We start from the raw sequence: 21,536 nt of genomic DNA, 5'->3' as shown, positions 1-21,536 counted from the left end.
GCCTTTAGCAAAGGTAGGATTATGCCTCTTTGGGCATGTTGTCACAAGAACTTGAGGCAAAAACAGTATCATTTTAAAGTGAATAAGCAGGAAGTGGGAGATTTTCCTAGCCCATACGCCGATCACGATCCAGAAATAAAAATAGCAGACAGCCCAGACTAAAAGTGATTAAAAAGCCCTGGCTAAATTCATTGATAGAGCGGCCGGTAAAATAATACAGATCAGATCGCCAAGCATCATCCGGAATGTAGCGCATATAGTCCCATGTCGAAAATAAACCTGTGAGCGTAGATAGGCCTAATAAACCCCAGCAAAAGATGAGGATCTTGTGACTGACGCTTAGATATTGCCGATGAGTTTTATAGTAATGCAGACTCATCCACAGAATAAAAGGCAGGGCGAGAGCAGAAGTCCCGATCTGTAAAATCCGGTGTAGAGGATAAGTTCGTCCTAAAATTTGATACTGCTGGCTGAGAATGTCATAAAAGGCAAAGGTTCGAAAATCCACATGGGTGAGACCATCCCAAATAATATGGGTTGCTGTCCCAATCATCACTGCAATACACATAGCGCAAATAAATTTGAACGCTGAAAATAGATTATGAATATTTAAATCATGCTGTATGCCAATGAAACGATAAATCACTGGCCGGTAAACCAGATACCAGATGCTACAGAAAGCCAGCCCAATCCAGAGGTCTGGATGAATCAGCGAAGACCATAAATGCGTGATATTTGAATTGCTCGAAGTAAACAGTCGATGTAAATCGGGCACCATACAGCCAATCGCCAACGCAGCAATCGGTAGCCGATTACCGCTTAAACGTGAAATAGGTGGAGCAAGCACAGCATGCGATAAGGTAAAGGGCATAAAAATAATGTTTTAATGTAATAAAAAATATTCAAAGAGCATTCTAATAAAATATATCACTGGTTATCGTAAACGATTGCAAAAATAATGAAATGTTATATTATAACATTATTCTATTTTAGTCATTTTGAGCTTGGGTCATGTCTTTTCATAAGAATTTAATAACACTCTCTATTTTTGCGGTTATTACACCATCAGCATTCGCACAACAAGAAGAAGCGACAGTAGCTGTACAAACGCTGGAAACCATCCAGGTTCAGGCCCATCCATTGATACAAACCGCAGCAGATTTTGCGGTTGCGGATCATGTGGTGGATCAAAAAGCATTATCTGAGCGTGCGACGACTATTGGTGATGCACTGGCAGATGAATTGGGTGTCTATTCAAATCAGTTTGGTACAGGTGCAAGTCGTCCGGTCATTCGAGGTCAGGATGGCCCACGTGTGAAAGTGTTGCAGCATGCTTCAGAAACTGCTGATGTTTCGACCTTGTCTCCGGATCATGCTGTCACCGTTGATCCGATTCTGGCGAAACAGGTCGAAGTGATTCGCGGTCCATCTACATTACTTTACGGTGCCGGTACAGTCGGTGGGTTGGTGAATGCCACCGATCAAAAAATTCCGACCCAAATGCCGGCAGATGGTCTGGAAGGTACAGTCGGCCTGCGTTATAACTCAGGTAGTGACGAAAAACTGGCAAGTGCTGGTGTGACAGCGGGTATTGGTGAAAACTTTGCTCTACGTGTAGAAGGTTCAAAACGTAAAGCTAATAACTATATTGCTCATGCAGGTTATTTCACAGAACATTCTCATCATGAAGAAGATGAAAATGGAAATGAAATTGAAGAAATTCATCGTGAAAAAGCCCGCCGTGTAGATAATACCTTTGCAGAAGGACAAACAGTCAATATTGGTGGATCATGGATTCATGATCGTGGTTTTGTTGGTCTATCTTATAGCAACCGTCAAGACCAATATGGTTTGCCAGGGCATAGTCATGAATATCATGACTGTCATCCACATGGTAATGAATTGCACTGTGGCGGACATGGCCCAGCACCGCAACCAGATCCAAATGCAGTTGAAGAAGAACACGCACATGGTGGTCCATGGGTTGATCTGGAATCACATCGTTATGATATGCGCACTGAGTTAAATAACCCATTTGCCGGTTTTGACAAGTTGCGTGCCCATGCCAGCTTTACTGACTATGAGCACGATGAACTGGAAGAAAATGAAGTCATTAGTAACTTTAAAAGTAAAGGTTATGATGCTCGTTTAGAACTTGTGCATAAACCAGTCGCTGGTTGGGAAGGGGTCATTGGTACTCAATATAGCCAGCAAAAAATTAATCTTGCCGGTGGTACAGAGGAACATGAGGGCCATTCCCATAGTAGTGTTCTGATGGCAGATACCAAAACTGAAAAATATAGTTTATTTGGTCTTGAGCACAAACAGATCGGGGATGTGCATGTTGAACTCGGTGCACGAGTAGAACATCAAAAAATTGATGTGGATTCAACTCAAAAAAATTACTCAGATACCGGTGTTTCAGGTTCAGCAGCAGCCAATTGGGAATTTGCGCCAAACTATAAGCTTTCTGTGGTTGGCTCGCATCAGCAACGTTTGCCTTTGGCGCAAGAACTTTATGCAGATGGGGTTCACTTTGCCACCAATACTTATGAGCGTGGGAATCAGGATTTAGATGTTGAGAAATCAAATAATCTTGAATTAGGTCTGCATTATGAAGGCGATAAGCTAGACTATCATGTGCATGTCTATCACAACTGGTTTGATAACTACATTTATGGTTCAACGACTGATAGTGAAGGTGACTTCCGCTTGGTCGACTATACACAAGACAAAGCTCGATTCTATGGTACGGAAGCACAAGCTGGTTATCAGATCAATGACATGTATAAGCTCAGTGTCTTTGGTGACTATGTGCGCGGTAAAATCGAAGGCGAGAATGCCCCACGTGTACCGGCAGGCCGCTTAGGAACCAAGGTTGAAGCAGACTTTGCCGATGGCTGGTCAGGTCTGGCTGAGTATTATCATGTCTTTAATCAGGACAAGATCGCCAGTTATGAAGATGAAACCCAAGGCTACAATATGGTTAATCTTGGCCTAAGCTATGCCAATACGATTGCCGATAAAAATGCTTATCGGGTGTATTTCAAAGCCAATAATCTGCTGGATGATCAGGTCTATTCGCATAGCTCATTCCTGTCGAATATTCCGCAAGTCGGACGTAATTTCACAGTCGGCGTACAATATGATTTCTAGGATTCAGATGAAATAACTGACCGAATCCAAGTACTGTCACTGAAATAGACTTGAAAAATCATCAGATTAAACCTAGCCTGAGTATATTGGGTTAGGTTTTTTCTTATGCGTATCTTTCAACGAATTCACAATAAACTGAACTGGTCAAACCGCCGTTATGCGGCCTTGATCATTGGTGTGCTGATGGCCAGTTATCTGGCTTCAGCAATTTATCATACTTATAAACCCTTACCTGAAGGGCTGAATTACACGGGTAAGCTGCGCCATGCACAGGTGAAATTTCTGGTCGATCAGACTTATCTGGATGCACAGGGCAAGCAACAACTGGATCATCAGATTTTTAATGAAATGCTGAAAATGGTTGAGGAAGCAAAATCCCTGATCGTGCTGGATATGTTTCTGTTTAATCAGCAGACCGGTGCCTCTAAACAGGAACATCAGGCACTCAGCAAACAGCTCACAGAGGCCTTACTTAACAAGCGATTAATGCAGCCTGAAGTGGAAATCAAATTTATTACCGATCCGATTAATTCTGTCTACGGTGGAATTACAGCACAGCATTATCGTGAACTGCGTCAGGCGGGAGTAGATGTAATCGAAACCAATCTGACACCGCTGCGTGCTTCTAATCCAAGCTGGTCAGGTTTCTGGTATCTGTGCTGTCAGGGGATTGGCAATAATCCGGAAAAAGGCTGGTTGCCGAATCCATTTGGTCCAGAAAAAGTGACCTTACGCAGTTATTTCGACCTGTTTAATTTCAAAGCCAATCATCGTAAAACACTGGTCGTGGATACAGATCAGGGCTGGAAAGCACTGGTTACCTCAATGAACCCACATGATGGCAGTTCACGGCACTCCAATATTGGTCTACTGGTCTGGGGCAGAACAGCGATTGATATTCTTGCGACAGAACAGGCGGTCGGGATCATGTCTCAAGCCAATATGCCGGCTGTGATTGCAGGTGAGTTTGAAGCAGAAAAAAAACAGCCTCAAGTTCAGGTGCTAACTGAAAAAGCCATTTATGAGGGAGTTCTAAAGCTGCTTGAAACGGCGAAAGCAGATGAGCAGATTGATCTGGCCATGTTCTATCTGTCAGAACGTAAGATTGTGAAAGGGTTAATTGCAGCGCATGAGCGCGGAGTGAAACTTCGGGTTTTACTTGATCCAAATAAAGATGCATTTGGTCGTGAAAAAAATGGCATTCCTAACCGGCAGGTGGCTTCAGAACTGCATAAAGCTGGTATTCCGGTACGCTGGTGTAATACTCAAGGCGAGCAATGTCATAACAAAATTCTGATGAAATATGGTGCCCAGCAAGCTGAAATGATTTTAGGTTCCGCCAATTTCACGGCACGTAATCTGAAAAATTATAATCTGGAAACCAATTTGCGTGTGGTGGGACAGCCTCAGGCGGAAGTCTTTAGCGATGCGCAGCAGTATTTCAATACGGCCTGGTCTAATTTGAATGGCCGTTCCATGAGCGTAGACTATGCTCAATATGCTGAAGAGTCATTCTGGAAATACTGGTTATACCGTTTTATGGAATGGAGTGGTTGGTCGACGTTTTGATTGGCCTCTCTCTAGCCCTCTCCTGAAAGGAGAGGGAACTCCTTCTCCCTATGGGAGAAGGTTGGGATGAGGGGAGTTATTTTTCTGGATTCGGCGGAACCAGTTGATCCAGTTCTTTATCTGTCAGCTCATCCAGTTCAGAAATATCAGTCTTGATTTTCCATTGAGATTCATCATCCACCGGATTTGGCAAACGTGCTTCTAGCCAGTCGCACACTACATCTGGTGGGAAGTCGGCATGATTACACTGAATGACCCAAGACAGGAAATCTTTAGCGACACCATTCATATAAGGCGGTGGAGAAACTGGAAGAAACTGAGTCGGCAGGCGCTCATTTTTAGAAATATAGTTCAGGACATGACCCAGTTCCTGCACAGTTTGCCATGCTAAAGGATGATCAACGTTGATCTGAAATTTAAACCACCAGGCCTGTTTCCCATCTGAGCCATAGCTATCAATCAGTCCTTTTTGAACACTGGGTACCTTGCAAAAATATTCATATAAACGATCGAAATTTAAATCAGACACAGTATGCAACTCAAAGCATTAAAAAAGTGATATTAGCATACGCACTTCAGCGCTCATCACGCAAGCCTGTTAAAGTCATGGAATCAATTACAAAACTTTGCAGCAGCAGGGAATTTATCCATATTTTCTGCATGGATTTTGGTTAAAATATGGTCAGAAATCTTTGGAGGACGCACTTATGAAAAAATTAGCTTCAGGTGCATTGCTGGCTTCATTCCTGTTTGGTATTGCGGTGCCCGCTTGGGCGGATAATGCCTGGGTAGGCTATACTGGTGTTGATCGTTCTAAACCTCAACATCGTCCTCCATCACGTCCTCATTATGCACCGCAACCTCCTCATTCGCAGCGGCCTTACTATCCGCAACGTCCATCCCATGGCGGCTATTATCCTCCTGCACAGAGCCAAAGCGGGTTCAATATCCAGTATCAGGCACCGACCACGATTTACCAGAATTCCAATAGCTATAGTTGGGTTAATGGTGATCCAAATGTGGCCTACATTGAAAGTTCGAGATATACAGTGATTACTGACTGGCAGCGTTTGGGATTGCCGGCACCACCACGCGGAAGTTACTGGATTTATGAAAATGGTCGTTATGTGTTGATGAATAACCGTTAAAAGAAATTCCCTCTCTTGTTAGGAGGGGTGATTAATTACCCTCTTGCGAAGCAGTGCTTCTCACCTTTTGCAAAGGGGAACTTTTCTATGACTATGCCAACTCATCATCCTCAGGTCGTGGAGTTTTACCTTCTGGTAATGGCTTTTCGCTATGCTTGTCGCGAATAACGGATGGATAGGTCCAGGACGCATAACGGACCACCAGAATGGCAAAAGCCAAAATCAGAATCGAACCGGTAATAATAACCTGATCCATGCTGGCTTTGTGTGTATGCTGAATATCAGAAATCAGTAAACGGGTCAGGGCAGTAATCGCAATATAAATCAGGAACCGAACCGGCATATGATTGGTCTTGAAATAGATGCCGACCATGGCACCAAGTTCCAGATAGATAAACAGCAAAAGAATATCATCAATGGTGGCAAACTGTTTGACGGCCAAGATGTCAAATACGGTATGACCTGCGGACCAGATCACCATACAGCCAATAATAAACAGCGCAAGATAATGGAAACTTTCAACGGCAAGGTTGCCAAAACGGTCGAGGAGAGTTTCTATTCTTTTTACTTTAGACTCAGATTTACTCATGTTCTCCTCCAGATTTTTCATGTGAAATAACATATGAACAGGAAAGAACTAGCAAAGATCATGCACAAAAAGAGAAAAATAAAATAAAAGTGAAATTATTCGAACTTTTGCACTTTTTTTGCACTAACTTGTTATATTGTATGAGAACTACATTGAATAAATAGGAGAAAAAAATGTTGGACAAAATTCAAACAAAAATTAGTCAATTAGAAGCAGGAAAAAAATTAATCCTGGGCACGGGGATCAAGGCTGAAGAGATGCAGAAGGTACTTGAACTGTGTGAATCTTTAGAGTCGCAAGGGGGAATTAAAATAGTGAATAAGCATTTCAATCCTAAAATAACGACGCAACCAGATACGATCTTGATTGAAAAAGTATAGTGCATAAAAAGCCCTGCAGATGCAGGGCTTTTTATATGGATTCACGTCAAGATTAAGCTTGAGTCGTGAAGTAATCTTCAGAGAAATTCATCACTACTTCACAACCGGCTTTCACTTTAGTGATACGCAGTGCAAGTTCAGGCAAGATGCGTTGCGTGAAATAACGCGCCAGTGCCAGTTTGTTTTGGTAGAACTCGCCATCTTTGTCTTTTGCAGCATTGGCAATGCGCGCAAACATATAAGAGAAGCTCAATAGGCCTACTGCATGTAGGTAATCAACCGCTGCAGCATTCGGGAATTCTGCATTTTCGCCAGCAGCTTCAAGCACAAACTGAGTCAATGATTCTACTTCAGTAGCTGCATCTAAAGTTGCATCTTTAATGAAGTTCAGGTCTGCATCTAACTGGTTCGCAAAGTCGCGGATTTCTTCGATGTATTCACCGATGTACGCACCGCCACATTTAATGGTTTTACGGCCGATTAAATCTTGTGACTGAACGCCATTGGTTCCTTCATAAATCTGTGAGATACGCAGGTCACGGATACATTGTTCCATACCCCATTCACGGATATAACCATGTCCACCAAAGACCATTTGTGCATCTAGGGTTGCCTGGAATGCAGTATCCGTCAGGTAAGCTTTCGCGATTGGTGTCAACAGTGCCACACGGTCATTGGCTTTTTTTACGGCTTCAGGATCAGTCGAGAACTTGGTGATATCCAGTTGCTGACCGACATACACCGCAAATGCACGAGATGCTTCGTTGTTCGCACGAACATTCAGCAACATACGACGTACATCACCATGTACTAAAATGCTGTCTGCCGGTTTAGCCGGTGATTGAGCACCAAGGGCACTACGACCCTGTAAACGATCTGTCGCATATTGCGCAGCATTTTGATAAGCAAATTCTGAGGCGCCTAGGCCCTGGATGCCCATAGACAGACGTTCGTAGTTCATCATCACGAACATGGCGGCCAGACCTTCATTTTCTTTGCCCACCAGGTAACCTTTGGCACCGTCAAAGTTCATTACACATGTTGCAGAGGCCTTGATCCCCATTTTGTGTTCGATTGAACCAGGACCAACTGGATTACGTTCACCAATTGAACCATCTTCATTGACCAGGAACTTTGGTACAATGAACAGGGAAATACCGCGAGAGCCGGCAGGCGCATCAGGTGTTTTTGCCAGCACCAGGTGAATAATGTTTTCAGCAAGATCGTGGTCACCACCCGTGATAAAGATTTTGGTACCAGTAATGCTGTACGTACCATCTTCATTACGTTCAGCTTTGGTTTTGATAATACCCAGATCAGTACCGGCATGTGGCTCAGTTAAGCACATGGTGCCTGACCATTCGCCAGAGTAGATTTTAGGAAGGTAGGTTTCTTTTTGCTCTTGAGATGCATAGCTGTTTAAAGCCATACCTGCACCCACAGAAAGAAGCGGGTAGAGCATGAAAGATGGGTTAGTTGCAAACAGCATTTCATCAGAAAGTACGGTAAGCATTTTCGGCATTTCCTGGCCGCCCCATTCTGCATCGGCACCCAGACCGATCCAGCCACCTTCAGCATATTGTTTGAATGCTTCTTTAAAGCCAGCAGGTGTGGTGACATTGCCATTTTCATATTTTGCGCCTTCTTCATCACCGGTACGGTTCAGAGGAAGCATGACGTTTTGCGCAAACTTCGCCATTTCTTCAAGAATGGCTTCTGCTGTGGCAGTATCCAAGTGGCCAAGATTTTCATTGGCCTGCCAGAACTGTTCTGCATTGAAAACATCATTCAGGATGAATTTCATGTCAGCAAGTGGCGCGTTATAAATTGGCATAGTATGTCACCTGTTTTATTGTTTAATTGGATTGTTTTGGCTCAGTCTAAAGCATTAAAAATCTGAATGTTAGACGACTAAAGGTTAATTCTGTAACTCTTTATAAAGAAAAAGGACTGCCTGAAGATGGCCGTCCTTTTTCTTATTATGCATTTAAAACTGCATCAGCTTAGAATGCGAAATGTTCAGCATCTAAAGACATAAGCGGTTCTACACCAGTTGCAATCACGTCAACGTGTGAACGAACACGTGGCAGGATTTTCTTGAAGTAGAAGCGTGCAGTCGTCAATTTAGCATTGTAGAAGTCTGCATCAGTGGTACCTGCAGCAAGAGTCTCTTGAGCAACCAGTGCCATACGAGCCCACAGGTAAGCCAGTGTTACATAACCAGAGAAGTACAGGTAATCTACTGCAGCTGCACCCACTTCTTCAGGGTTTTGCATCGCACGCATACCAATCTGCATGGTCAGGTCACCCCATTCTTTGTTCAATGCCGCAAGCGGTTCAACAAATTCTTTCATTGCAGAATTGTCTTTGTTCGCTTCCGCAAATTTGTGGATGATCTTAGTGAAGTCTTTCAACATCGCACCTTGAGTACCCAGTACTTTACGGCCTAACAGATCCAGTGCTTGAATCTCAGTCGTACCTTCGTACAGGCAGGCAATACGTGTATCACGTACGATTTGTTCCATGCCATGCTCAGAGATAAAGCCGTGACCACCGAAGACTTGAACACCATGTTTCGCAGCTTCTGAACCAGTTTCAGTCAGGAATGCTTTTGCGATTGGAGTTAATAGCGACAGGATATTGTCAGCGAACTTGCGCTCTTCTTCAGAAGTACCTTGTTCAACCACATCAGCATATTGAGCCAACAGGTAAACCAGTGCACGACCACCTTCAGCAAATGCTTTTTGAGTTAAAAGCATGTTACGTACAGCTGGATGAACAATAATTGGATCAGCTTCTTTTTCAGGTGCCTTAGGACCCGAAAGAGAACGCATTGCCAGACGGTCTTTGGCATAAGTTAAAGCGCCTTGGAACGCCGCTTCAGATGCAGACAGACCTTGTACAGCAGTACCGATACGTGCAGTGTTCATGAAGGTGAACATGCAGTTCAGACCACGGTTTTCAGGACCGATCAGGAAGCCTTTGGCGTTATCGAAGTTGATGACACAAGTTGCGTTACCATGGATCCCCATTTTGTGTTCGATTGAACCACAACGTACGCCGTTACGCTCACCGATTGAACCGTCAGCATTCAGGTTGAATTTTGGTACGATGAACAGAGAAATACCTTTAGTACCTTTAGGCGCGCCAGGCAGACGAGCAAGTACGATATGGATAATGTTCTCTGCCATGTCGTGTTCACCAGCAGAGATAAAGATTTTCTCGCCAGAGATTGCATAGCTACCATCAGCTTGTGGTTCAGCTTTAGTGCGGATGATGCCGAGGTCAGAACCTGCATGAGATTCAGTTAGACACATGGTACCTGTCCATTCACCTGAAACCAGTTTAGGCAGGTAAGCGTCTTTTTGTTCTTGAGAACCGTGGTGTTCTAAAGTACGAACTGCACCATGAGATAGACCAGGGTACATACCCCATGCCCAGTTCGCAGTACCCACCATTTCAGAAAGAGTGATACCTAAAGAATTTGGTAAGCCTTGACCGCCGTATTGCTCTTCAGCAGAAAGAGAAGGGAAGCCTAGCTCGATGTATTTTTGGTACGCTTCTTTAAAGCCAGTCGGTGTTGTTACAACGCCGTCATTCCAGGTACAACCTTCACGGTCGCCTACTTGGTTTAGAGGAGATAATTCATTTTCACAGAAGTCAGCTGCAGCTTCTAGGTACTGATCAACCAACTCACGGCTTACGTTTTCTTGAAACGCAGGAAGTTTTGCGTAATGTTCTTCAGCATTTAATAATTCGTGTAGAACGAATTGCATGTCACGTAAGGGCGCTTTGTATTGTGGCATATCGGTTTCCTCAATACTGGTTTAGACCAGCGTTATCATCCTAAATTAATTGAAACGTGCCTTCAGTGACACGTATTGCTATGAATCTAATCGTGCAACATCTTGCCCAGCCATACAAGCTTTCAGGCGGCTTTCTTGGTGACTATAAAGTCAAAGATTAATCTGCACAGAACAGTAAACATATTGACTGCAAAGACTTTTGTAGAAATTAGCAGAACATGAATGGTCAAAAGAGGACTGAGGAGTCAGCTATAAAAAAAAGCACCCGAAGGTGCCTGAATTTGAAGGAATAAGAAACGTAGAAGAAGATTAAGATGCAGCTTTAGTCATCTTGAGGGGTGCATTCGGCTGGAAGTGCACGATACATTGACCATCAATAGTTTGAGTACCCGCTTTCACTTGAACTGCCTTGCCATGAGTTTGACCTTTACAAGCGTTGGCAAACGCAGTTTGTAAAGCCTGACGTTCTGATAAACGCTGATCATACTGTTTAACCATTTCTGCACGTTGACTATCCGTTAATGCTTCTCCACGGTTCATACCACCTCGGAATTCACCACGCATCGGACGATGTTCACCGCGCATGCCACGGAATTCACCACGTTGAACTTTCATGCCTTTATGGTCAGGTTTGAAAGAAATCTTGCATTGCCCATCAATGGTTTTATCACCCGCCTTGATTTGGACTGCACTACCTACAGCTTTACCGTCACAGGCCTGTTGAATCTGTTTATGCAATTGCATGCGTTCTGCACGAGCGGCTTTGAATTGTTCGCGTTGCTCTGGAGTGAGACGATGCTGTTTTTGACCTTCATGATGTTTCATCATACGAGAATGATCTTTCTGCTCATTCACGTTGCTAGTAGATTGACAGGCAGTCAATGCACCCATCGATAAAACGCTGGCACTGATTAAGGCGATTTTTGTCATTGCTTTCATGTTTTTACCCCATTCAAGAGCTGATTCTTTTTGATGAGTAAAGATTAAATAATAAAGATGAAGAAACAATGGAGAGTTTTTTAAGTCTGTGTTCGCTACAATAATGAATATAGAGAAGAAAAACTGAGATTTTTACTTTGAAGATTCGCCGTATTCCGATTGCATTACGTCTGTTTTTGACTGTTTTATTGACCACCCTGGTAATTACCACGGTGAGTCTGGGCGTATTGCACCTGAATATGCAGCGCAACTTTACCCGCTATGTGGCGGATGTAGAAATGCAGAAGCTGGATCATGTAATCGAGAATCTGGCTGATGTCTATACGGTATATGAAGACTGGGGTAACGCCATTCAGGCGCAGATTCTGCAAATTGAAGGTGAAGCTGCACCGGATGATTATGACCGTTTATCGCGCTGGTGGTTGCGGCGTCAGTATGATATTGCCTTACAGCAGCGTTACTTTCAGGAGCAGACCTTAGCCACTGTAGCGCCTTCAAGTATGGTTGAACCAAATCTGACATCGCGTTCAGTCAATGAAGAAGAATTGCGTATTCTGGCATCTAACCTGCCTTCACAATTCCAGCCCTTTGAAGGTTTAAGATTTCCACTTAGTTCCAATCAGAACCTGTTTAGAACCGACCGTAAAGACAATAATGGCGGTCAACAGTCAGTTCAGCCGCCTACCGGCAAGAAGCAGTTCATCCAGATGCCAGACCGTCTGGGTCTAAGTTCACGCCTGTCACTCTATGATGCCAAACGGCGTTTTGTAGTAGGTGAGGCGTCAGATGAGCAGATTTCCTATCGTCCAATTATGGTCGAAAACCAGGTGGTCGGTTATCTCGGTTTGAAACCGGTTTTAGACCAAGATGATGCTTTAAGTATTAATTTCTTTAGTAATCAGAAACGTTACCTATTTTTAGTTTATGGTTTAAGTATTCTAGCCAGTCTGATTGCTGCATTATTACTGGCAACTTATTTTAAAAAACCGATTCAGCGTTTGTTGAACGGAACACGTGAATTGACTCGCGGTAATTATCAACATCAAGTGAAAGTGAAACGTAATGATGAGCTGGGTGATCTGTCTAATGAGCTGAATCAATTGGCAGTGATTCTGGATCAGCATGAAACTTCACGCCGTCAGTGGGTAGCAGATACTTCACATGAATTGAAAACTCCGCTGGCAGTCTTGCAGGCACAGATTGAAGCGATGCAGGATGGAATCCGTAAACCGACACCAGAGCATTTTGCGTCGATGTTGGCACAGGTAACCAGCCTGAAAAAACTGACTCAGGATCTGGCAGCTCTAGCGCAGGCTGATGCACAGCAATTACAGTTTTACTATGCAACTGTAAATCCATGGGAGGTGGTGCAGCAGGAATTGATGAACTTCCAGCCTAAATTTGAACAGGCTGATCTGAAAGTGACTATTGAAGGTGACGGTGCTGAAGTTGATCTAGATCTGGACCGTTTCAAGCAGATTGTAGCCAACCTGCTCAGCAACAGTATTCGTTATACAGAAGCCGGTGGACAGGTACATATCCATACCGAACAGAATGAGAAAGAATGGATCTTATATGTCGATGACAGTCCATTCGGTCTGACTGATGAGCAGCTGGCTCGCATTGGTGAACGTTTCTATCGGGTTGATGATTCGCGTACCCGTTCCACCGGTGGAACAGGCTTGGGTCTGGCCTTATCTTGTAAAATTACTCAGGCTATGGGTGGTAGCTTAAGCTTTGCACATTCACCATTAGGTGGTTTACGATGCAAACTGAGCTTTCCTAAACAAATGAAACCATAAAGGAAAATATATTCATGAAACATATTATGCTGGTTGAAGACGAAGTCGAACTTGCCCTGTTGGTGCGAGATTATCTAGAGGCTGCTGGTTTTGAAGTCAGCGTGTTTCATGATGGGCAAGAAGCATATAACAGTTTTACCCAGCGTAAACCGAGCCTGATGATCCTGGACTTGATGGTGCCGCGTATGGATGGTCTGACCATTTGCCGTAAAGTGCGTGAACAGTCAGACTTGCCGATCATTATGGTGACTGCGCGTACTGAAGAAATTGACCGTGTACTGGGCTTGAATATGGGCGCGGATGACTATATCTGCAAGCCATTTAGTCCAAAAGAACTGGTTGCCCGTGTGCAAGCCGTATTACGCCGTTTAGACCGTAAAGCTGAGCCGGAAAGCAATGATTTATTCCGTATGGATAAATCACAACAGCGTATCTGGTACCAGCAAAAAGCCTTGAACCTGACACCGACTGAATTCCGTTTGCTGGAGCTGTTCCTAGAACATGTCGGCCAGGTGTATTCACGTGCACAGCTACTTGATCATATCAATCCGGACAGTTTTGATGTGGCAGACCGTGTGATTGATAGTCATATCAAGAACCTGCGTCGCAAAATTTCAGATGCTGCAGAAACCGGAAATCGTCATGAATGGATTCAGGCCGTTTATGGTGTAGGGTATCGTTTTGAATATCCTGAAGACTGATATTCGAATTCGTTAAAGAAAAGCGGATAGACTTCTTGGTTTGTTCGCTTTTTTATTTCTGAAAATGATCAATATAAGAGAGCCAAAATAATGAAAATCATCATTCGGGATGAACGGCTAGAAGATATTCTAGCCATTGCTAAATTGACCCGAGCGGCTTTTCAAAATACTGACCATTCAAGTCATACTGAACAATTTATTGTCAATGCTTTGCGCACGCATGGGCAGTTAACGATTTCTCTAGTTGCACTTGAAAATAATCAGCTGGTTGGCCATGTGGCTATTTCACCTGTCACTATCTCTTCAGGTGAAACTGGCTGGTACGGTCTTGGCCCAATTTCGGTATTACCTGCAAAACAAGGACAGGGAATCGGCACTTTACTTATACGGGTAGCTTTAGATCGCCTGCAACAGTTGGGGGCTGAAGGATGTGTAGTGCTCGGTGATCCTCAATATTATGGTCGTTTCGGGTTTAAGGCTTTTCCAGAACTTTACCTCAAGGATGTTCCTCCAGAATATTTTCAAGTCATTGCATTTAATGGATCTATTCCACAGGGAGAAGTGGTCTACCATGAGGCGTTTAATGCGACACAATAATTCATCAAAAACGAGCTATTTCTATTTAGAAGTTATGGAGTTTTGAAATGTAAAATAGCTTTTAACTAGTATCTATTATGAAATCAATTATTTATATTTCTTTTATCTGAGTAGATACAAAAAATAAAAGTTTAATAATTAATAACTTAAATTTATGTATTAGTTGATTAGTTGGATACCCGCTACAATTCGGTTTTTTATTCATCATGAGAGCGTGTCTTGGAGAGTGAAACACCGCAACTACAGCGCCGTTTAAAGAACCGTCATATCCAGCTGATTGCTATGGGCGGGGCCATTGGAACCGGATTATTCTTGGGGTCCGCACAGATTATTCAGTCCGCAGGACCTTCCATTATTCTGGGCTATTTGATTGGTGGTTTGATTGCATTCCTGATTATGCGCCAGTTAGGTGAGATGATTGTGCATGAGCCTGTGACTGGTTCATTCAGTTATTTTGCATTTAAATACTGGGGTAAATTTCCAGGCTTTTTAACCGGCTGGAATTACTGGATTTTATATATTCTGGTCGCAATGACAGAGCTGACCGCCATTGGCAAATATATCAATTACTGGTGGCCACATATTCCAGCCTGGGTATCTGTACTCATTTTCTTTTTGGCGGTAACCCTTGCCAACCTAGCCAATGTCAAAATTTATGGTGAGTCTGAGTTCTGGCTATCGATGATTAAAGTCTTTGCCATCATTGCAATGATTATCTTTGGCATATATTTGCTCCTCACTGCTGATGCAACCTCAACTGCTTCGATCAGCAATTTATGGATTCATGGTGGATTTTTTCCGAATGGCTTTGATGGGCTGTTTTATATGCTCGCCTTTATGATGTTTGCTTTTGGCGGCATTGAGCTGATTAGTATGGCAGCGGCAGAAACCGAAAATCCTGGCAAGAACATTCCACGTGCCGTGAATCAAACTGTGATTCGGGTATTTTTATTTTATATCTGCTCGCTTGCCGTATTACTTTCACTCGTACCATGGAATCAGCTGAATTTAGGTGATTTAGATCATAGTCCATTTGTAATGATTTTCAGCCAGATGGGGATTGAATGGGCTGCACATTTACTGAATTTCATTATTTTAACTGCTTCACTTTCAGTTTGTAATAGTGGCATGTATGCCAATAGCCGTATGTTGATGGGGCTGGCTCAACAAGGGAATGCACCGCAATTATTTAAGAGCGTAAATAAACATGGTGTGCCTGTGGCTGCGGTATTGTTCTCAGCATTTCTGATCTTTGGCTGTGTGATCTTGAATTACTTTGTGCCTGAAAAAGCATTGAGTTACCTGATTTATATTGTAGTAGCAGCTGCGGTATTGAACTGGATGATGATCAGTTTGATTCATTTGAAATTTAGACAAGCCATCAAACGAAAGGGGATTCAAACCAGATTCCCAGCAATCTTTGCGCCGTTTAGTAACTATTTTGTTTTAGCTTTTATGCTGATGATTTTATATATCATGTGGACGCAAGGCTTTATGTTGTCAGTGTTGATGTTGCCTGTCTGGATTGGCTTGTTATTTGGGGTGTTTAAGTTGGTGAAGAAAGAGGCTTAAACTAGCAAATGGACTCGGATGAGTCCATTTTCATATGTATACATCTAAGCATTACTTTAATTTATGGTGAATGACTTCTTTAAACTCAGCCATAGTTTCACATTGATCAAAAATTTTAAAATATTCTAAAGCAACATTTCTAGCTTGATTAGAAATACGACTAAAATGTGCTGGGTGAGGGACTCTTAGAATTAAAATCTCGTCGTTCCAAATTTTCATGCTGAATTTATCAATAGGTTCTTTTAATAACAATCGATCATTTGAAGTAAGGTGTAATTTTTCCTCTAATTTAGGGAAATTATTGTGGTACTGTCCAACAAAAAAAATAACACGTGGTTGAGTATCTTTGATTTGCTGGGATAAATTTAGAATAGACAATTCTTGAAGATACAAGAAAATATCCTTATATGTTTTATTTTTACTTAAAGTATTGAATGAGGCTTTTTTATAGTCAAATAAATAAAAATTTAGCCATTGAATAGGTTCTTGATGATTTTGAATTTTAATTTTTTTTAGAAATTGTAAAAAACTACTATGCTTAGGTGATTGAGAGTAAAGCTCTTGATGACGACGAACACTATTTTGAATCACAGTGTCGAAATTAATATCTTCATTTAAAAAGTTACTTAATCGACTTTGCCAACCTTTTGTTTCTTGACCAACCAGCAACACCTTATTCTTTGATGAATAAAAATTTTCATCCAAGAATGGAATAAATGGATAACTTAAATGATGTAAACATTCTTTTTGTTCTGTCGGGATTTCAATTAATTTTGATCTTAAATCAATTAATATGCTGTGTTGGTTAATCATAGTTTGAGTGATTTTTAACATCTTAATATTATTTGATTTAATCACGTTATCTTATGATTGAACAAGATAATTGTAATGGATGAGAGGCCATTTTATAAGGTTGAAGTTCCAGACTTATTTTTCTAATGTTCGTAATAAGTCAATTCGTACTTTTTCTGCTTTCTTTAATTTCAATATTACTAATTCATAAGAATTCTGTACTAGATCCTCAACCAGAGATTCATCCAGTTCATTATCTTCATACACTGAAATCCAGTGCTGTTTATTCATATGCCAGCCTGTACAGATATAAGAATAAATATCTCGCAGCATAGCACCATGATCAGGCGCTACTTTTAAATTAATGACAGCTTTGCCTTGGAGATAGAACTGAAGCATAAAGACTTTATCTAGCACCTTGAATACCTTACAACCTTCACCGAAAGGCTGAGTCACAGTGACTTCAGGTAAACTTATCGCTATCTGTGTTGAGATTTGATGTAGGGTCATAAGTTGTGAATAAACTGAAATAAAACTGTGGATAATGCTTAAATTATCCACAGTTTTTGGTCGTCTTGTGAATAAATTAAGATGAACAACTCACCATGACTTCAGGCACATCACTCGGCAATGGTCCTAGATCTTCAGGGTGTTCCAGATCTGGCTGTTTTAAATAAGGCTGACTTAGTAATTTAAACAGGCGATCGACTTCGGAAAAGTCATCCCGCTCAGCTAGTTCAATGGCTTTCTGTGCCATATGATTGCGCAGGATATAGTGTGAATTGACGAGTTGCATGGCGGCATCTAATTCTCCAGTATTCTGATGTTCGCGGATCGCTTCATATTGAGTCAGGAATGCTTCAAACTGACGGCGATCCAAACAATCATCCTTGATTGCTTCATATTCATGATTCTGCAGGCGAATAAAGCTTTGCGTATAGTCGAGTTGCTCGCTTTGTAAGATTCTGAGAAAAGCCATGGCGCAGTCAAAGCTGTCTTTGTGAAAACTCGGTAAGCCCATTTTCTGGTTTAGGCCATGCTTATAATGTTCCAGGAAGGTCGGTTCATAATGTTCCAGACATTGGGCCAGATCCTGTTTCCATTGTTCTTCATCATAGTTTTCAGGACATAATGGAATCAGGTTATTCAGCCACATCCACAAGTTCCAGTGGCCGATGCTTGGTTGCTGCTGAAAAGTATAGCGACCCTGATAATCCGAGTGGTTATTAATCCAGTTGGGACGGAAACGCTCCATAAACCCATACGGGCCAAAGTCTAGCGTTGAACCGGTAATATTCAGGTTGTCGGTGTTCATGACACCATGTGCAAATCCAACCAGTTGCCATTTGGCAATCATCACTGCTGTGCGCTGAATGACTTGAGTGGCAAATGCCAGAATAGGCTGTTCTGCTTGCAGACATTGCGGATAATGCCATTCCATACATTTTTGTGTGAATACAGGCAATAGGTCTGGCTGATACTGATTGATCCATTCAAAATGTCCAAACCGGATATGACAGTCAGACGTCCGTAATAGCATTGCACCCGGTTCCAGTTTTTCACGCTGTACACCTTGAGCGGAAGAGGTAAAACCAACCGCATTACTGGACTCTACACCTAGTGCATTTAAGGCGTGTCCGGCTAGGTATTCCCGAATCACCGAGCGTAACACTGCACGACCATCTCCCATACGTGAATAAGGCGTTGCACCAGCACCTTTTAAATGCAGATCAATGGTCTGATGATCTTTATCCAGAATCTGAGCGATCAATAAACCACGTCCATCACCCAGTTGTCCTGCCCATTGTCCAAACTGATGGCCAGCATACACCATGGCCAAAGGTTCAAACTCGGCAAAGGTTTTTTGACCACTACAGATTTCGACCCATTGTGCTTTATCTTCCTCAGACCATTGCAGATGCTCAGCAAGCGCAGCATTAAAATGTCCCGCTTTAGCACCTTTTAAAGGCAGTGGGGGCTGATGATGGTAAAGGCGAGGAGGGAGAGTTTGATATCGAGAATTAAAATACATAGCAGTCAAAATATTTAGGCAATAAAAGCAATATAACAAAGATCTCTGTTTAAAACTGTTGTAAAAGGAAAGTATAAGTAAGACAGACAAAAATAAAAAAAGCCCCTGATTTCAGGAGCTTTTTTGAGAATTCAAATCTTATTGAGAGACAGGCGCTTTTTTCAAATTACGTACTAACAGATTCAGTGTTTCACGATGATGGGAAAGACGCTGTTCAACCAGCTGGAATTCAACTTTAAGTTTGTCATCCATCTGGTGAATCTTTTCTGCTACAGCCGCCTTTTTCACCTGTATTTCCTGTTCTTTCAGTTTGGCCCAGTCATTCAATGTTTGAGTAAAGGCTTCATACTCCTGAGCAATTTTACTTTTCACATTGATAATGTCTTCATTGACATTATGGCCGTATACCGCCAGATCCTGCTCGGCATATTTAAACTTCATTGCCAGTTCAGCTTTTTTGATATTAAAGCTTGGAATACGGCGCAGATTTTTAGCCAGACCCAGTTTAGAGCAAGTCCAGATTAACCATTTAGTTGGGTCATATTGCCACCATTTTACGCCATTACGGTAATCGTACTGGAAGATGTGATGGTAGTTATGATAACCCTCACCCCAAGTTGCAATTGCTAACCAGAAGTTGTCACGTGCAGTGTTTTCATCCGTATAAGGACGTGAACCCCACATATGGCACAGTGAGTTAATGAAGAAGGTCACGTGATGGCTCAGGATTAAACGAACCAGACCACCCAATAATAATACACCCCAGACATCGCCTACAGCCCAGCCGATTGGCAAGAGAATCGCAGCGTGTACTGCAATTACTAAAGGCACATAGTATTTGTGCTGGAACATAACGACTTTGTCGTTTTGCAGGTCTGGTGCATTCTTGTAGTTTGGTTCTGCAGCAGGATAGTCACGCAGCATCCAGCCCAGGTGTGCATACCAGAAGCCGTTATTAATTGAATATGGGTCTTTTTCCACGTCATCGACATGACGGTGATGGGTACGGTGACCTGAACCCCAGTACAGAATACTGTTCTGCACGGCAAAGGTACCCATGATCATTAAAATGATTTTTAAAGGTAAAGTCGCTTCATAAGCACGATGTGCCCAAAGACGATGATAGCCCGCTGTAATCCCCAGGCTGCTAACGCCGAGCAAAACAAACATACTGATCCAAGCGGCAAGGCTAAAATCATGGTGATACGCATATAACGGAATCGCGATAACAGCTACAATGGGTAAAACTACCAGAGCAAACACAGCGACCCAGTTAATTGGGGCTTGAGGTAGGGGAGCATTCATCTCCAACAGCACTCCTGGAACCTGGGAAGGTATAACAAAAAGCAGAGGCCGCTATTGTTTATTTTAACAGCGGTTAAGTCATTCATATTAGCACGCCCCCTAGGGCATCACTAGCATTATTGTACGGTTGTATTGTACTTATCGGTAACAGAATAAGTAGGATGAAAACTACCATTTTCGCGGGCTAGACAGGCTCTGATTTCCGAGTAAATCACTGAGATTTTTGAAGCTTTTAATCAAATTTATTTTCTTAAAATGAGTTAAGTGAATGTTCATTTTTTCTACTAGATTGCAGAGAAATAAATTTGTAAGCAAACCCGTAACCCAAAGTTAAACAAGATTACAGACAGGCATTCTTCTTTAAATTATTTTTCAAGGCTTAAAGAAAAATAATCTATATATAGAATCTTGCATTTTGGGTCATTTAAAGATGTTGCATCATTAACTTCGGATAATCGGTAATGAGACCCTGAATACCCCAGTCGCGTAATTCTTTGGCACGATTAACATCATTTACGGTCCAGACGCTGATGGTGAGTTCGGCAGCTTGTGTAGCCTGAATAATATCTTTGCTGGCCAGCTCATTCATCCAGCCAATCTGACAACAGCCAAGTTCTAAAGCTTGATCAATCGCCTGATATTTCACATCTGTTTCAATCAGAAGGCCGCGTTTTAAACTGGAATTTTGCTGTTGCAAAGCCTGATGGATTTTAGGATCAAAACTGGTAATCACGACTGACTGCTCATAACCCTGTAACTGCTGTTCAAGCTCAAGCGTGATTTTTTCAGCATCGGCCTGGCTCGCTACACTTTTGACTTCAACTTCAATATGGTCAAAGTTATGAATCACGGTTAAGGTCTGATCCAGCATAGGAGTGGCTTCGACCTTGTTCCATTCTGACCATTTTACTGCGTGATTATATTGACTGAGATCCTGACGGCTACATTCGTAGAGGGGCTTTTGCAAACCGGTAGTGCGTACAAAATTATCATCATGCATGATGATCAGGGCATTGTCTTTAAGCTGGCGTACGTCAAATTCGACTGCGCGAATCCCGATATCCTGAATATATTGAAAACCGCCTAGTGTATTTTCAGGTGCTTCCCCACGCGCACCGCGATGTCCAATTATGCGCATGCTGCGATAA

General features: G+C 42.4%; 19 protein-coding genes. 8 read left to right on the top strand and 11 right to left on the bottom strand.

Annotation, left to right across the window (positions count from 1 at the left end; genetic code table 11):
* Positions 1–106: 106 nt before the first annotated feature.
* Entirely contained in the window at positions 107–871 is a 765-nt protein-coding gene (locus FTV13_RS08990) for a DUF4184 family protein (protein ID WP_180011800.1), read from the bottom strand.
* A gap of 140 nt (positions 872–1,011) precedes the next feature.
* Here FTV13_RS08990 and znuD point away from each other — a divergent pair, with 140 nt between their 5' ends.
* A complete protein-coding gene (znuD, locus tag FTV13_RS08985) occupies positions 1,012–3,156 on the top strand; it encodes a zinc piracy TonB-dependent receptor ZnuD (protein WP_180011798.1) in 2,145 nt (714 codons plus the stop codon).
* 105 nt (positions 3,157–3,261) lie between these two features.
* A complete protein-coding gene (locus FTV13_RS08980; protein ID WP_180011796.1) occupies positions 3,262–4,725 on the top strand; it encodes a phospholipase D family protein in 1,464 nt (487 codons plus the stop codon).
* A gap of 76 nt (positions 4,726–4,801) precedes the next feature.
* Here the strand turns inward: FTV13_RS08980 and FTV13_RS08975 are convergent, their stop codons facing one another.
* Positions 4,802–5,254, bottom strand: a complete 453-nt coding sequence (locus tag FTV13_RS08975) for a hypothetical protein (RefSeq protein ID WP_159124087.1) — start codon at positions 5,252–5,254, stop codon at positions 4,802–4,804.
* Positions 5,255–5,432: 178 nt separating this feature from the next.
* On the opposite strand from FTV13_RS08975, the gene FTV13_RS08970 reads away from it, so the two are divergent.
* Positions 5,433–5,873: an RcnB family protein gene (locus tag FTV13_RS08970; protein WP_159124086.1), complete on the top strand. Its 441-nt coding sequence runs from the start codon at positions 5,433–5,435 to the stop codon at positions 5,871–5,873.
* Between the two features lie 91 nt (positions 5,874–5,964).
* Here FTV13_RS08970 and FTV13_RS08965 read toward each other — a convergent pair whose 3' ends face one another.
* A complete protein-coding gene (locus tag FTV13_RS08965; protein ID WP_159124143.1) occupies positions 5,965–6,462 on the bottom strand; it encodes a phosphate-starvation-inducible protein PsiE in 498 nt (165 codons plus the stop codon).
* Between the two features lie 173 nt (positions 6,463–6,635).
* Between FTV13_RS08965 and FTV13_RS08960 the strand changes: the two genes are divergently transcribed.
* A complete protein-coding gene (locus FTV13_RS08960) occupies positions 6,636–6,842 on the top strand; it encodes a hypothetical protein (protein ID WP_125279369.1) in 207 nt (68 codons plus the stop codon).
* Positions 6,843–6,894: 52 nt separating this feature from the next.
* Here the strand turns inward: FTV13_RS08960 and FTV13_RS08955 are convergent, their stop codons facing one another.
* The 3 genes from FTV13_RS08955 to FTV13_RS08945 form a co-directional block, all read right to left on the bottom strand.
* Positions 6,895–8,676 carry an acyl-CoA dehydrogenase C-terminal domain-containing protein gene (locus FTV13_RS08955; RefSeq protein ID WP_180011794.1) on the bottom strand — a complete coding sequence of 594 codons (1,782 nt, stop codon included), beginning with the start codon at positions 8,674–8,676 and terminating at the stop codon, positions 6,895–6,897.
* A 169-nt stretch (positions 8,677–8,845) separates the two neighbouring features.
* Positions 8,846–10,648, bottom strand: coding sequence for an acyl-CoA dehydrogenase C-terminal domain-containing protein (locus tag FTV13_RS08950; RefSeq protein WP_159124145.1), 1,803 nt, complete (start codon positions 10,646–10,648; stop codon positions 8,846–8,848).
* Between the two features lie 309 nt (positions 10,649–10,957).
* Positions 10,958–11,587 carry a hypothetical protein gene (locus FTV13_RS08945; RefSeq protein WP_180011792.1) on the bottom strand — a complete coding sequence of 210 codons (630 nt, stop codon included), beginning with the start codon at positions 11,585–11,587 and terminating at the stop codon, positions 10,958–10,960.
* 137 nt (positions 11,588–11,724) lie between these two features.
* Between FTV13_RS08945 and baeS the strand changes: the two genes are divergently transcribed.
* The 4 genes from baeS (at position 11,725) to FTV13_RS08925 (ending at position 16,259) form a co-directional block, all read left to right on the top strand.
* The gene (gene baeS, locus FTV13_RS08940; RefSeq protein WP_180011790.1) at positions 11,725–13,389 is read left to right on the top strand and encodes a sensor histidine kinase efflux regulator BaeS; all 1,665 of its coding nucleotides are present in this window, start codon (positions 11,725–11,727) and stop codon (positions 13,387–13,389) included.
* 14 nt (positions 13,390–13,403) lie between these two features.
* Positions 13,404–14,090, top strand: coding sequence for a response regulator (locus FTV13_RS08935; RefSeq protein WP_034704234.1), 687 nt, complete (start codon positions 13,404–13,406; stop codon positions 14,088–14,090).
* Positions 14,091–14,180: 90 nt separating this feature from the next.
* On the top strand, positions 14,181–14,687 hold the full coding sequence (locus tag FTV13_RS08930) for a GNAT family N-acetyltransferase (protein WP_180011788.1): 507 nt from the start codon (positions 14,181–14,183) through the stop codon (positions 14,685–14,687).
* 219 nt (positions 14,688–14,906) lie between these two features.
* Complete coding sequence (locus FTV13_RS08925) at positions 14,907–16,259, top strand: amino acid permease (RefSeq protein WP_180011786.1); 1,353 nt, start codon at positions 14,907–14,909, stop codon at positions 16,257–16,259.
* Between the two features lie 51 nt (positions 16,260–16,310).
* Here the strand turns inward: FTV13_RS08925 and FTV13_RS08920 are convergent, their stop codons facing one another.
* From FTV13_RS08920 to FTV13_RS08900, 5 genes are all read right to left on the bottom strand, one after another.
* On the bottom strand, positions 16,311–17,093 hold the full coding sequence (locus tag FTV13_RS08920) for a hypothetical protein (protein ID WP_257218508.1): 783 nt from the start codon (positions 17,091–17,093) through the stop codon (positions 16,311–16,313).
* Between the two features lie 93 nt (positions 17,094–17,186).
* The gene (locus tag FTV13_RS08915; protein WP_180011783.1) at positions 17,187–17,561 is read right to left on the bottom strand and encodes an MmcQ/YjbR family DNA-binding protein; all 375 of its coding nucleotides are present in this window, start codon (positions 17,559–17,561) and stop codon (positions 17,187–17,189) included.
* 76 nt (positions 17,562–17,637) lie between these two features.
* Positions 17,638–19,083: a YdiU family protein gene (locus FTV13_RS08910; protein ID WP_180011780.1), complete on the bottom strand. Its 1,446-nt coding sequence runs from the start codon at positions 19,081–19,083 to the stop codon at positions 17,638–17,640.
* Between the two features lie 138 nt (positions 19,084–19,221).
* Positions 19,222–20,388, bottom strand: coding sequence for an acyl-CoA desaturase (locus FTV13_RS08905; RefSeq protein ID WP_104495369.1), 1,167 nt, complete (start codon positions 20,386–20,388; stop codon positions 19,222–19,224).
* 424 nt (positions 20,389–20,812) lie between these two features.
* Complete coding sequence (locus FTV13_RS08900; RefSeq protein WP_104495371.1) at positions 20,813–21,526, bottom strand: glycerophosphodiester phosphodiesterase; 714 nt, start codon at positions 21,524–21,526, stop codon at positions 20,813–20,815.
* Between the last annotated feature and the right edge of the window lie 10 nt (positions 21,527–21,536).

The sequence above is a fragment of the Acinetobacter sp. YH12235 genome (assembly GCF_013417705.1).
Classification (GTDB): domain Bacteria; phylum Pseudomonadota; class Gammaproteobacteria; order Pseudomonadales; family Moraxellaceae; genus Acinetobacter.
The sequence above is the reverse complement of the archived record's forward strand: the minus strand, read 5'-3'. Positions and strand labels throughout refer to the sequence as shown.

What these genes read in the sequence shown, in the direction of transcription:
- FTV13_RS08990 (WP_180011800.1), bottom strand. Translation starts at nt 871, where the DNA reads ATGCCCTTTACCTTATCGCATGCTGTGCTTGCTCCACCTATTTCACGT.
- znuD (WP_180011798.1), top strand. Translation starts at nt 1,012, where the DNA reads ATGTCTTTTCATAAGAATTTAATAACACTCTCTATTTTTGCGGTTATT.
- FTV13_RS08980 (WP_180011796.1), top strand. Translation starts at nt 3,262, where the DNA reads ATGCGTATCTTTCAACGAATTCACAATAAACTGAACTGGTCAAACCGC.
- FTV13_RS08970 (WP_159124086.1), top strand. Translation starts at nt 5,433, where the DNA reads ATGAAAAAATTAGCTTCAGGTGCATTGCTGGCTTCATTCCTGTTTGGT.
- FTV13_RS08965 (WP_159124143.1), bottom strand. Translation starts at nt 6,462, where the DNA reads ATGAGTAAATCTGAGTCTAAAGTAAAAAGAATAGAAACTCTCCTCGAC.
- FTV13_RS08960 (WP_125279369.1), top strand. Translation starts at nt 6,636, where the DNA reads ATGTTGGACAAAATTCAAACAAAAATTAGTCAATTAGAAGCAGGAAAA.
- FTV13_RS08955 (WP_180011794.1), bottom strand. Translation starts at nt 8,676, where the DNA reads ATGCCAATTTATAACGCGCCACTTGCTGACATGAAATTCATCCTGAAT.
- FTV13_RS08950 (WP_159124145.1), bottom strand. Translation starts at nt 10,648, where the DNA reads ATGCCACAATACAAAGCGCCCTTACGTGACATGCAATTCGTTCTACAC.
- FTV13_RS08945 (WP_180011792.1), bottom strand. Translation starts at nt 11,587, where the DNA reads ATGAAAGCAATGACAAAAATCGCCTTAATCAGTGCCAGCGTTTTATCG.
- FTV13_RS08935 (WP_034704234.1), top strand. Translation starts at nt 13,404, where the DNA reads ATGAAACATATTATGCTGGTTGAAGACGAAGTCGAACTTGCCCTGTTG.
- FTV13_RS08930 (WP_180011788.1), top strand. Translation starts at nt 14,181, where the DNA reads ATGAAAATCATCATTCGGGATGAACGGCTAGAAGATATTCTAGCCATT.
- FTV13_RS08920 (WP_257218508.1), bottom strand. Translation starts at nt 17,093, where the DNA reads ATGTTAAAAATCACTCAAACTATGATTAACCAACACAGCATATTAATT.
- FTV13_RS08915 (WP_180011783.1), bottom strand. Translation starts at nt 17,561, where the DNA reads ATGACCCTACATCAAATCTCAACACAGATAGCGATAAGTTTACCTGAA.
- FTV13_RS08910 (WP_180011780.1), bottom strand. Translation starts at nt 19,083, where the DNA reads ATGTATTTTAATTCTCGATATCAAACTCTCCCTCCTCGCCTTTACCAT.
- FTV13_RS08905 (WP_104495369.1), bottom strand. Translation starts at nt 20,388, where the DNA reads ATGAATGCTCCCCTACCTCAAGCCCCAATTAACTGGGTCGCTGTGTTT.
- FTV13_RS08900 (WP_104495371.1), bottom strand. Translation starts at nt 21,526, where the DNA reads ATGCGCATAATTGGACATCGCGGTGCGCGTGGGGAAGCACCTGAAAAT.